This window comes from Citrobacter sp. CK188, assembly GCF_030333525.1.
Classification (GTDB): Bacteria; Pseudomonadota; Gammaproteobacteria; order Enterobacterales; family Enterobacteriaceae; genus Citrobacter_B; species Citrobacter_B koseri.
In genome coordinates this window covers 714,435-726,692 of record NZ_JAOWFU010000029.1, presented here as the reverse complement: position 1 = coordinate 726,692, position 12,258 = coordinate 714,435, and the positions used below count along the sequence as shown (strand labels likewise).

Genomic DNA, 12,258 nt, shown 5'->3' with positions numbered 1-12,258 from the left:
TACGTGCTTTGGTCGTGCACCAAAATAATGAAAGAATGATGACAATGCACAAAAAAAGTGAGAGAAACGTTTCGCTATTAATAAAAACGATCGCTATCACAAAAGCGACATAATCACATTATTAGCGTATGGATAAATATATTTAAGGAGAGATTAAGTTAAAGCATTAAATGATCAATGAAATAACAGACCTGGTATACACAGGGTTACATTAATGAAAACAGGATGGGCCTGCCTGAAGGAATGGCTGGCAGACGCGCATCCTGTCTCTGCTTGTCGTTACCGTTCAGCGACCAGACGGATGATATCGTCATCCTCTTCCTGAGGTTTCGCTTCAGACTCGGCCTCAGCGACTTTTTCAGGCTCGTTAGCTTCGCACAGACGGCGTAGCAAGGCATTTTGCCGCTTTTGCTGATCCAGCAGCGCTTCAAGCAGCTCAATCTGCTCATTTGTTCTTGAACTTGCCCGGTTCACAAAAAACCACAGGACCAGCCCGACAATCAGAACCACCACCGATACAATCAAAGACGTAAAAGTCAGTACGCCAGAATTCAGAACTTCGTTCATGTTACCACCTCAATGTAGACGCCGTATTTTACCACTGCTACACGGGAAGGTAATCAACTGTTGTAAAAATGCTATCACCAGGGGATAAATTTATTGATGGCACAAATTCCGTTGAAAAATTGTACATCCTGATCGCACATTATGTTGAACACCTGCGCCCACAGCAGCAGACATACCAACGCAACAATAATCAGGATTACCCACCGAAACTTTTTCACTCCGCTCTCCGCATCCACATCTTATGCCATCAAATTACCACGCGTTATCTAAACCGGAACTAACTGGAGCGACATTATATACTTTTAGGAATGATACACTTGTTTCAGTGGGCGTTCAGGCTACCCTTATTCTAACCAAAAAAAGAAAAGAGGTAGTAATGCGTTTGATCATTCGCGCGATTGTTTTGATTGCTCTGGTATGGATTGGTTTATTGCTCAGTGGCTATGGGGTTCTGATTGGCAGCAAGGAGAACGCCGCCGGTCTGGGTCTGCAATGTCAATATCTGACCGCTCGCGGCACCAGTACAGCGCAATATGTCCATACTGACAGCGGCATCATTGGTCTGTCAGACTGTCCTGTATTCAGAAAAAGCGCCGTGGTGGTCGATAACGGCTAATCTGGCATCACATTCATTCATCTGCATAAATATCAGGCATAACGTGGTTATGCCTTTTTAATGCGTTTTTTAGCAGGAGAAACCTCTCTCCCGCCCCTTTTCAGGGCAATAAAAAAGCCAGCAGGTATCTTCTACCGGCTGGCTTCTGAACGCCTCAGGGCACGCTCACCTCAGAATGGATAGTCGTTGTAACCCATCTGCTCAGAGATTTTACGCGCTGCCGTGTGCAGCATAGCGACATACTCATGCAGACGTTCTTCGGAGAAACGCAGCGTCGGGAACGAAATGCTCAGACCGGCGATCACCACGCCAAAACGGTCGAACACAGGCACGCCAATACAGCGCAGACCTTCTTCCTGCTCTTCGTTATCTTCGCCGTACCCCTGCTCGCGCACCTGATCCAGCATCGGCAGTAACGCCTCGGTGCTGGTAATCGTGCGCGCGGTGCTACGTTTGTACTCCACGCCATCCAGTATCTGTTTGACTTCATCACGGTCGCGCCATGCCAGCAGCACTTTACCGATTGCGGTGCTGTACAGCGGGTTACGGCGGCCAATGCGGGAATACATGCGCAAATTGTACATGGAGTCGATTTTATGAATGTAGACAATGCTGTCTTCATCCAGCGCACCGAGGTGAATTGTCTCTTTGGTCAGACGGGAAATTTCACGCATCTGAATATCAGCGCTACGGATCAGATCAACGTTTTGCAGCGCACGGGCGCCCAGCTCAAACAATTTCAGGGTCAGCGAATATTTTTCAGATTCACCTTCCTGCGCGACATAACCCAGCGTTTTCATCGTTTGTAAAAAGCGATAAACGGTGCTTTTTGACATCATGACACGTTGCGACAGCTCGGTGATCCCTATTTCGCGCTCTTCACCCAGCGCTTGCAGAATGCCAAAAACCTTCAGCACAGAAGAAACAGAATCAGGTTGTTTATCCAGATCTGCGATAGCCATTTATCACCTCATTGCGAGTGTTTTATAAAAATCAGAACCGGTTTTTATTATAATTTCACGTCATGGCGGTCGCAATCCATCTTTGCTTACTTAGTTACAAATCTGCGACATAACCCCGCGATATCAATGCTAAAATCATTACTCTGATCATAATCCCCCGAAAGACATTGACTCTCTATGGACAAAATCCAGGCCGATGGCCTGCCATTACCCCAGCGTTACGGCGCCATTTTAACCATCATTATTGGTATCTCGATGGCCGTGCTGGATGGCGCAATCGCGAATGTCGCGCTCCCTACCATTGCAACCGATCTCCAGGCGTCCGCCGCCCGATCGATCTGGGTTGTTAACGCCTACCAAATCGCGATCGTGGTTTCTCTCTTATCGCTCTCATTTCTGGGAGACATGTTCGGCTATCGACGCATCTATAAATACGGCCTGGTCATTTTCCTGTTTTCGTCACTGTTCTGCGCGCTGTCGGACTCCCTGGAAATGCTGACGCTTGCGCGCGTCGCGCAGGGGTTTGGCGGCGCCGCGCTGATGAGCGTGAACACGGCGCTGATCCGGCTTATCTATCCGCAACGCCACCTTGGGCGCGGAATGGGCATCAACTCCTTCATCGTCGCGGTGTCTTCGGCTGCGGGGCCGACCATTGCGGCAGCAATCCTGTCGATAGCGTCATGGAAATGGCTGTTCCTGATTAACGTTCCGTTAGGCATTATCGCATTACTGCTGGCTATGCGTTTCTTACCCCCAAACAGCGCTCGCAGCGCCAAACCGCGCTTCGACTTGCCCAGCGCAGTGATGAACGCCTTAACCTTCGGCTTGCTGATCACCGCTCTCAGCGGATTCGCACAGGGGCAGCCTTTAACGCTGATTGGCACAGAACTGTCAGTTATGCTTGTCGTCGGTTTCTTCTTCATTCGCCGCCAGCTCTCACTCCCGGTGCCTTTGTTACCGATTGACTTACTGCGTATTCCGCTCTTTTCTCTGTCGATCTGCACCAGTATTTGCTCTTTCTGCGCGCAGATGCTGGCGATGGTTTCCCTTCCCTTCTATCTGCAAACGGTATTGGGGCGTAGCGAAGTCGAGACCGGGTTATTGCTGACGCCCTGGCCGCTGGCGACAATGGTGATGGCGCCGCTGGCGGGCTATTTAATTGAACGGGTTCATGCCGGGCTGCTGGGCGCGTCAGGACTGATAATTATGGCCACAGGACTTTTTGCGCTGATGCTGCTACCAGCCTCGCCGTCAGATATCAGTATCATCTGGCCGATGATCCTTTGCGGAGCCGGTTTTGGCTTATTCCAGTCGCCCAATAACCACACGATTATCACCTCTGCGCCACGCGATCGCAGCGGAGGGGCCAGCGGGATGCTGGGCACGGCACGTCTTCTGGGCCAGAGTACCGGCGCGGCGCTGGTTGCGCTCATGTTGAATCAGTTTGCGGACAACGGTACGCATATTTCCCTGATGACGGCGGGCATCCTGGCGACCGTAGCCGCCATTATCAGCGGTTTGCGCATCACTCAACCCCGCTCCGTGGCGTAAAAAAAAGCGCATCATCTGATGCGCTTTTTTAGAATGCCAGGCATACCGCCTTACTTCAGGTACTCGCCGCTACGCAGCGCTTCAATACGCTTATCCAGCGGCGGGTGAGTCATGAACAACTCGCTCAGTGACTTCGACTTGCCGTTGATGCAGAACGCCATCATGCTGTTGGCTTCCTGCGGCTCATAGCTGGTTTTCAGGCGCTGCAATGCGGCAATCATCTTTTCACGGCCGACAAGCTTCGCAGAACCGGCGTCCGCATGGAATTCACGGTGACGTGAGAACCACATGGTGATAATGCTTGCCAGTATTCCGAACACCAGTTCAAGAACCATCGCCACCGCGAAATAGATCATTGGGTTGCCGTTGCTGCTTTCACCCTCATCACGGTTTCCACCGAGGAAGCCCGCGGCGATCTGCGCGATAATACGCGAGATGAAGATCACAAAGGTGTTCACAACCCCCTGAATCAGCGTCATGGTGACCATATCGCCATTAGCGATGTGGCTGATCTCATGCGCGATAACGGCTTCGGCTTCATCCGGGCTCATGTTTTGCAGCAAGCCGGTGCTCACCGCAACCAGCGACGCATCACGGCGCGCGCCGGTCGCAAACGCGTTGATATCCGGCGCATGATAGATAGCCACCTGCGGCATAGCGATTCCGGCCTGACGCGCCTGCGTCGCCACCGTGTTCATCAGCCAGCGTTCTCTTTCATTACGCGGTTGCTCAATGACTTCCCCACCCACGGACTTTAACGCCATCCATTTGGACATCAGCAGCGAAATGAAGGAACCACCAAAACCAAACAGCAGCGCCATAATCAGCAAGCCTTGTACGCTGCTTGACTGTATCCCTGTCAGGCTCAGCACCAGCCCGAAAACGACCATCACGGCCAGGTTCGTCAGCAGGAAGAGCGCGATTCGCATCATAATTTTCTTTTAACCTCAACTTAACAAAACGCACTATGCGATACCCACATCGTATGGGTCTTGTGGCTATTTTCAAGCATCTGCGGGCTGTAAGTCACCAGAAAGACACAACTTTACATTTTGTTGCATAAGACTGACGGCTTAATGCGCTTGTTAAAAAAACAGGCACAATTTCTTGTGCCTGCTTGACGCTATTTGCTGGTTGCGGGTTGCTCCGCGGGCTTCTCTTTCTCAAGATGCGCCAGATCCAGCGCTATCCGTACCGTTTCATCCAGATACGGATCCGGCTCTTTATAATCCTTCGGCAGATCGTCCAGTTTCTTCAGAAGCGGCTTGCCTTCACGTTTAAACCGATCGTTGATACGCGCCAGACGCAGAGCATCGTCTTCGTTATTCTCTTTTTCGCGCTGGGCGAAATTGAGAGAGGCGATATTGCGCTTATCTTTCATCGCGTTAAAACGGGCAATGTCCTTCAGGATGTACTGGAACTCAGGATCGTTCGCGATGCGCGCGTTATGCTCTTTCAGCAGTTCCGGGCCAAACGGCGTTAAATCATCTGACTTCACGTACGTTGCCGCATCAATGCTGTCCCACGGCAAGGCGTTGTCTTCAAACTTCTCGCCGGTTTCCGTCTCTTCATTCCCCGTCGGCATGACGATATCCGGCGTGACGCCTTTACGCTGCGTGCTGCCGCCGTTAACACGGTAGAATTTCTGAATGGTGTACTGCACGGAGCCCAGCGCAGGCCATTCAGGACGCAGCATCTGATCATAAATACGGTTCAGAGAGCGGTACTGCTGTACGGTGCCTTTACCGAAAGTCGGTTCACCGACAATCAATGCGCGCCCGTAATCCTGCATCGCCGCGGCAAAAATCTCCGACGCGGATGCGCTGAAGCGATCGACCAGTACCACCAGCGGGCCTTTGTAATACACCACGCCATCGGTATCGGCGTCTTCACGCACTTTACCGTTGTTGTCACGAACCTGAACAACCGGGCCAGACGGGATAAACAGACCGGACAGCGAAACCGCTTCGGTCAGCGCGCCGCCGCCGTTGGTGCGCAGATCGATAACAATGCTGCTCACGTTCTGTTTTTCCAGTTTCTGTAGCTGGACTTTGACGTCATCCGTCAGCCCCACATAGAACCCCGGAATATCCAGCACGCCGACTTTCTCTTTACCGACCGTTTTCACCGTCATTTTAACAGCGCGGTCTTCAAGACGAATGCGTTCGCGCGTCAGCGTAATGGTTCGCGTTTTCGTGCCCTTACCGGCAGGCAGAATTTCAAGACGAACTTTGCTGCCTTTTGGCCCTTTGATCAGCGCCACCACGTCATCAAGACGCCAGCCGATCACATCAACCATTCCTTTCCCCGTCTGGCCTACGCCTACAATGCGATCGCCTACGCTTATCGCCTTGCTTTTCGCCGCCGGGCCGCCGGCAACCATCGAGTTGATGACCGTGTAGTCATCGTCCATTTGCAGAACCGCGCCGATACCTTCCAGAGACAGGCTCATTTCAGTATTGAACTGTTCGGTATTTCGCGGAGAAAGGTAGTTGGTATGCGGGTCGATTTCGCGCGCAAATGCGGTCATCGCCAGTGAGAACACGTCTTCACTGTTGGTTTGCGCCAGACGGCGAATCGCAGATTTGTAACGACGCGTCAGCGTTTCGCGAATTTCTTTATCGTTCTTGCCCGTCAGCTTCAGGCTAAGTTCGTCGAATTTCACCTTGCCATCCCACAACGCGTTCAGCTCAGCCTCATTTTTCGGCCAGGGCGCTTTGCTGCGGTCAAGGTTAAACGTGTCGTTACCGGTGAAATCCATCGGGCGTTCCAGCACGCTTAACGCGTACTGATAACGTTCGAAACGGCGTTTTTGCGCCAGGTTATAGAGGTCATAGAAGACATCCAGTTTACCTGTACGCAGCTCATCGCCGAGGACAGTTTTGCTTTTCGCAAACTGTTCCACATCACTCGCCAGCAGCACATTGTGGCTGTAGTCGAGCAGATTAAGATAGCGATCGAAAATCTTTGCCGAAAACGCCTGATCCAGGTTGAACTGACGATAGTGGGAACGTGTAAAGCGCGAAGTCACGCGCTCACTCACGGTCGCATGCTGCGTTTCTTCCTTCAGAACGGGAATTTGATCGGCGCGCGTAATGTCATCGACGGCGAAGGACTGGCCTGCTATTGCAAGCAAGCCAGCTAACGCGGTAAGCCTAAAAAAAGTGTTCATGCCAGGCCTGGCCTCCGTTTCAGAACACCAGGTGTTCTGCGCGTACAATCAAAGACATACCCGAATTCAGCTGCACACGGACGCCATCTTTGGTGACTTCTAATACGGTGGCATCCATCGCATTGTTGCCTGCTTTCACCTTCAGTGACTGCCCTACCGTCAGCGCTGAAATATCAGACACCGGGGTATGCTGTTCTTCGCGTGGTGCGCGTGGTGCTTTAGCCGCCGGTTTTTCAGCGCGAGGAGTACGCGGAGTCGTCTCTTTACGACGTGGCGCAGGACGCGGTTTACGCTCACGGCGCGGAGCGTCTTCTTTTTCGCCTGCCGCAGCGGCAGCTTCGCGTTTTTTCGCCTGCTGTTCCGCACGTTGCGCCTGGACGCGTGCTTTCGCTTCTTCAAGCTGCTTACGCGCATGTTCAACGTGCTGCTCATCCAGCTCACCGCAAGGGTTGCCGTCGAGATCGACACGCGTTGCGCCCGGCTTAACGCCGTACAGGTAACGCCAGCTTGAAGTATAAAGACGTAAAGCGGAACGAAGTTGTGTCTTGCTGAGGTTCATTTCGCCCTCAACACGCTCTACCAGATCCTGAAAAATGCCAATTTTCAGCGGGCGCGCTTCGCCTTCCGCACTAAAACACTGTGGAAAACGTTCGGCCAGAAACGCGATAACTTCTTTACTGCTATTCAACTTAGGTTGATTTTCCATGAAATTTCCTGATTACAACGGACGTAGCCAACAAGCCGCAGGCATGAACAGGCGTCATTATAATGACGCCATCAGTAATTGCTACGTTATCCGTTGATTATCCTGCAACGGTCGCAAAGAATTTTTTGTAATCCGTCGTTGCAAGCACGGTTTCAAGCCGCGCGACAAGCTCACGCAGGCCTTGCTCATCCTCTTCGGTAAAGCGGCCAAATACCGTGCTATCAATGTCCAGCACGCCGATTATCTGATTGTCTACCGTCAGAGGCAGCACAATTTCAGCATTGCTGGCGCTATCGCAGGCGATGTGTCCGTCAAACGCATGAACGTCCTCAATGCGCTGCACCTGGTTCTGCGCGACCGCCGTACCACAGACGCCGCGTCCAACCGGGATCCGCACACAGGCGAGTTTCCCCTGGAACGGCCCCAGCACCAGCGTGTCGTTTTCCAGCAGATAGAACCCCGCCCAGTTGACGCCCGAAAGGCGCTCAAACAGCAGCGCGCTGGTATTTGCCAGGGTAGCGAGAAAACTGGTTTCACCTGCCATTACTGCCTGAAAGTCGCGGTTAAGATCCGCGTATAGCTCTGTTTTGCTCATTATATAGTCACTTAGTTGTCTTACTCTAAAACTACAGCCTATTAAAATAAGCATTAAATGCGTTAATGCTCAAGATCATTCCCGTCATGAGTTAAGATTACATTAATCTAACACTTTGATTCACGATACATGGCCCTGAACACCCCGCGACTCACGCCAACAAAGAGAATAACGGTCTGGTCTATCAGTGAAGCGTTGCCCCGCGCCCATTATCAGCGCTGCCCCCAATGCGACATGCTGTTTAGCCTGCCGAAAATGCAATCGCACCAGAGCGCATATTGCCCGCGTTGCCAGGCCAAAATTCGCGATGGACGCGACTGGTCACTGACGCGTCTGGCAGCGCTGGCCGTTACGATGCTGCTGCTGATGCCCTTTGCCTGGGGCGAGCCGCTATTGCGTATCTGGCTGTTAGGGGTGCGTATTGACGCCAATGTGATGCAGGGCATCTGGCAGATGACCAGGCAAGGCGATCCGCTTACGGCCGCCATGGTGCTCTTCTGCGTGGCGGGCGCGCCGTTAATTCTGGTCACCGCCATCGCTTATCTATGGTTCGGTAATATTCTCGGCATGAATCTGCGTCCGGTATTGCTGATGCTGGAGAGGCTCAAAGAGTGGGTGATGCTCGACATTTATCTGGTCGGTATCGGGGTCGCCTCGATCAAAGTGCAGGATTACGCCTTCCTGCAACCCGGCCTGGGGCTTTACGCCTTTGTGGCGCTGGTGATCCTCAGTATTCTGACGCTGTCGCATCTCAATGTGGAGCAACTCTGGGAGCGCTTTTACCCACAACGCCCCGCCCGACGCCCGGACGAAAAACTTCGCGTCTGTCTCGGATGCCACTTCACCGGTTATCCTGACTCACGGGGACGTTGCCCCCGTTGCCATATCCCGCTACGCCTGCGCAGAAATCAGAGCATACAGAAATGCTGGGCGGCGCTGCTGGCCTCTGTCGTCCTGCTGCTGCCCGCAAACCTGATGCCGATATCCATTATTTACGTGAATGGCGGGCGTCAGGAGGACACGATTTTATCGGGCATTATGTCGCTGGCGAACAGCAATATCGCCGTGGCGGCCGTGGTCTTTATCGCCAGTATTCTGGTGCCATTTACCAAAGTTATTGTGATGTTTACACTGCTGCTCAGCATCCATTTCAAATGTGAGCAAGGGCTGCGTACGCGCATCCTGCTGCTGCGGATGGTGACCTGGATCGGCCGTTGGTCCATGCTGGATCTCTTTGTTATTTCGTTAACGATGTCGCTGATTAATCGCGATCAGATACTCGCTTTTACTATGGGACCGGCTGCGTTTTATTTCGGCGCAGCGGTAATATTGACTATTCTTGCAGTGGAATGGCTGGATAGCCGCTTACTTTGGGATGCACATGAGTCAGGAAACGCCTGCTTCGCCGACTGAAGCGCAGATAAAAACAAAACGTCGTATTTCTCCTTTCTGGCTGCTGCCGTTTATCGCGTTGATGATCGCAGGCTGGCTGATTTGGGGAAGTTATGAAGATCGCGGCAACACCGTGACGATCGACTTTATGTCGGCGGATGGCATTGTTCCGGGGCGGACGCCTGTGCGCTACCAGGGCGTTGAAGTGGGTACGGTGCAGGACATCAGCCTGAGTAAAGACCTGCGCAAGATAGAAGTGCGCGTCAGTATTAAGTCAAACATGAAAGATGCCTTGCGCGAGGAGACCCAGTTCTGGCTGGTGACACCAAAAGCGTCGCTGGCGGGCGTTTCGGGTCTGGACGCGCTGGTCGGCGGGAACTATATCGGCATGATGCCCGGCAAAGGGGCCGAGAAAGATCACTTTGTCGCGCTTGATACCCAGCCGAAATACCGTCTGGACAACGGCGACCTGATGATCCATCTTCACGCGCCTGACCTTGGCTCTCTTAACAGCGGGTCGCTGGTCTATTTCCGCAAAATTCCGGTGGGTCGGGTATATGACTATGCCATCAATCCCAACAAACAGGGCGTCACCATTGACGTACTGATTGAGCGTCGGTTCACCAGCCTGGTGAAAAAAGGCAGCCGTTTCTGGAATGTCTCCGGCGTCAATGCGGATGTCAGCCTTAGCGGCGCGAAGGTGAAGCTGGAGAGTCTGGCGGCGTTGGTAAATGGCGCAATCGCGTTTGACTCGCCCGACGATTCGCAACCTGCAACCGCAGATGACGCATTTGGCCTCTACGAAGATTTAGCCCATAGCCAGCGCGGCGTCATCGTCAAACTTGAACTTCCCGGCGGCGACGGCCTGAAAGCCGACTCCACGCCGCTGATGTATCAGGGGCTTGAAGTGGGCGAGCTCACCAAATTAACGCTCAACCCCGGCGGGAAAGTTACGGGCGAAATGACGGTTGACCCCAGCGTGGTAACACTCCTGCGTGATAAGACGCGTATTGAGCTGCGCAGTCCAAAGCTGTCGCTGAGCGATGCCAGTATCAGTTCGCTTTTGACCGGCAAAACGTTTGAACTGGTGCCAGGCGAAGGCGAACCGCGCAGTGAATTCGTCGTGGTGCCTGGCGAAGAAGCCCTGCTCCATGAACCAAATGCGCTGACGTTAACCCTGACCGCCCCGGAAAGCTACGGTATCGACGCCGGTCAACCGCTGGTTCTGCATGGCGTGCAGGTGGGCCAGGTCATTGAACGTAAGTTATCCAGTAAAGGCGTTGCGTTCACGGTGGCTATCGATCCGCAACATCGCGCCCTGATTCAGGGTGACAGCAAATTTGTGGTCAACAGTCGCGTGGATATCAAAGTCGGTCTCGACGGCGTGGAGTTTCTCGGCGCCAGCGCCAGCGAGTGGGTGAGCGGCGGCATTCGTATTTTGCCCGGCACAAAAGGCGAAATGAAATCCAGCTACCCGCTGTACGCCAATCTGGAAAAGGCCGTGGAAAACAGCCTCAGCGACCTCCCCACGACCACGGTGAGCCTCACTGCTGAAACGCTCCCGGATGTACAAACGGGGTCAGTGGTGCTGTACCGTAAGTTTGAGGTAGGTGAAGTAATCACCGTGCGCCCACGCGCTAACGCCTTTGATATCGATCTGCATATCAAACCGGAATACCGCAACCTGTTAACCAGCAACAGCGTATTCTGGGCGGAAGGCGGGGCGAAGGTACAGCTTAACGGCAGCGGCCTGACCGTGCAGGCCTCTCCCCTGTCGCGTGCGCTGAAGGGCGCTATCAGTTTCGATAACCTGAGCGGCGCAAGCGCCAGCCAGCGTAAAGGCGACAAACGAATACTCTACGCCTCGGAAACCGCCGCCCGCGCGGTGGGTGGGCAAATCACCCTGCACGCCTTTGACGCCGGTAAACTCGCGGCGGGTATGCCGATTCGTTATCTCGGCATCGACATCGGCCAGATCCAGACGCTGGAGCTGATTACCGCGCGCAATGAAGTTCAGGCGAAAGCGGTGCTCTACCCGGAGTATGTCCAGACCTTTGCCCGAAGCGGTACGCGTTTCTCGGTGATCACGCCGCAAATCTCCGCCGCGGGCGTGGAGCATCTCGATACGATTTTGCAGCCCTACATTAACGTGGAGCCCGGACGCGGCAACCCGCGTCGTGATTTCGAATTGCAGGAAGCAACCATTTCCGACTCGCGCTATCTCGATGGTCTGAGCATCGTCGTGGAAGCTCCTGAGGCAGGTTCGCTGAACATCGGCACGCCAGTGCTGTTCAGAGGTATCGAAGTGGGCACGGTAACGGGCATGACGCTGGGTTCGCTGTCTGACCGCGTGATGATTGCCATGCGCATCAGCCAGCGTTATCAGCATCTGGTGCGTAATAACTCCGTCTTCTGGCTGGCCTCCGGCTACAGTCTGGACTTTGGCCTGACCGGCGGCGTGGTGAAAACCGGCACCTTCAATCAATTCATTCGCGGTGGCATCGCGTTTGCAACCCCGCCAGGGACGCCGCTGGCGCCGAAAGCACAGGCGGGTAAACACTTCCTGCTGCTGGAAAGCGAACCGAAAGAGTGGCGCGAATGGGGCACCGCCCTGCCACGTTAACTCCCCCGCTCCGGCGTGCTCGCGCCGGAGCATTTATGCTACACTGCGCGCCTGTTTTATTGCCGGTGGTACCC

11 protein-coding genes are annotated in these 12,258 nt (G+C 53.6%); 4 read left to right on the top strand and 7 right to left on the bottom strand.

Going from position 1 to position 12,258, the window contains the following annotated elements:
- Window positions 1–279 precede the first annotated feature (279 nt).
- The gene (locus OGV67_RS09005; protein ID WP_012132046.1) at window positions 280–567 is read right to left on the bottom strand and encodes a YebO family protein; all 288 of its coding nucleotides are present in this window, start codon (window positions 565–567) and stop codon (window positions 280–282) included.
- Window positions 568–641: 74 nt separating this feature from the next.
- Complete coding sequence (gene mgrB, locus OGV67_RS09000; RefSeq protein WP_024130265.1) at window positions 642–785, bottom strand: PhoP/PhoQ regulatory lipoprotein MgrB; 144 nt, start codon at window positions 783–785, stop codon at window positions 642–644.
- Between the two features lie 158 nt (window positions 786–943).
- On the opposite strand from mgrB, the gene OGV67_RS08995 reads away from it, so the two are divergent.
- The gene (locus OGV67_RS08995; protein ID WP_024130264.1) at window positions 944–1,183 is read left to right on the top strand and encodes a YobH family protein; all 240 of its coding nucleotides are present in this window, start codon (window positions 944–946) and stop codon (window positions 1,181–1,183) included.
- Window positions 1,184–1,353: 170 nt separating this feature from the next.
- Here the strand turns inward: OGV67_RS08995 and kdgR are convergent, their stop codons facing one another.
- Window positions 1,354–2,145: a DNA-binding transcriptional regulator KdgR gene (kdgR, locus tag OGV67_RS08990; RefSeq protein ID WP_012132042.1), complete on the bottom strand. Its 792-nt coding sequence runs from the start codon at window positions 2,143–2,145 to the stop codon at window positions 1,354–1,356.
- Window positions 2,146–2,322: 177 nt separating this feature from the next.
- Between kdgR and OGV67_RS08985 the strand changes: the two genes are divergently transcribed.
- The gene (locus tag OGV67_RS08985; RefSeq protein ID WP_200003608.1) at window positions 2,323–3,696 is read left to right on the top strand and encodes an MFS transporter; all 1,374 of its coding nucleotides are present in this window, start codon (window positions 2,323–2,325) and stop codon (window positions 3,694–3,696) included.
- Between the two features lie 50 nt (window positions 3,697–3,746).
- On the opposite strand, the gene htpX is transcribed toward OGV67_RS08985, so the two are convergent.
- From htpX to msrC, 4 genes are all read right to left on the bottom strand, one after another.
- On the bottom strand, window positions 3,747–4,628 hold the full coding sequence (htpX, locus tag OGV67_RS08980) for a protease HtpX (protein ID WP_012132039.1): 882 nt from the start codon (window positions 4,626–4,628) through the stop codon (window positions 3,747–3,749).
- Between the two features lie 191 nt (window positions 4,629–4,819).
- Window positions 4,820–6,868 (bottom strand): carboxy terminal-processing peptidase, encoded by a 2,049-nt coding sequence (prc, locus tag OGV67_RS08975; protein ID WP_012132038.1) that lies wholly within the window; start codon window positions 6,866–6,868, stop codon window positions 4,820–4,822.
- 19 nt (window positions 6,869–6,887) lie between these two features.
- Complete coding sequence (proQ, locus tag OGV67_RS08970) at window positions 6,888–7,574, bottom strand: RNA chaperone ProQ (RefSeq protein ID WP_012132037.1); 687 nt, start codon at window positions 7,572–7,574, stop codon at window positions 6,888–6,890.
- 97 nt (window positions 7,575–7,671) lie between these two features.
- Window positions 7,672–8,169, bottom strand: a complete 498-nt coding sequence (gene msrC, locus OGV67_RS08965) for a free L-methionine (R)-S-oxide reductase MsrC (RefSeq protein ID WP_012132036.1) — start codon at window positions 8,167–8,169, stop codon at window positions 7,672–7,674.
- A 129-nt stretch (window positions 8,170–8,298) separates the two neighbouring features.
- Between msrC and yebS the strand changes: the two genes are divergently transcribed.
- Together yebS and OGV67_RS08955 are read left to right on the top strand one after the other, a co-directional pair.
- Window positions 8,299–9,582, top strand: coding sequence for a membrane integrity lipid transport subunit YebS (yebS, locus tag OGV67_RS08960; RefSeq protein WP_024130263.1), 1,284 nt, complete (start codon window positions 8,299–8,301; stop codon window positions 9,580–9,582).
- A complete protein-coding gene (locus tag OGV67_RS08955) occupies window positions 9,551–12,184 on the top strand; it encodes a PqiB family protein (RefSeq protein WP_115609228.1) in 2,634 nt (877 codons plus the stop codon). The genes yebS and OGV67_RS08955 overlap by 32 nt, the downstream gene beginning before the upstream one ends.
- The last annotated feature ends 74 nt before the right edge of the window (window positions 12,185–12,258 follow it).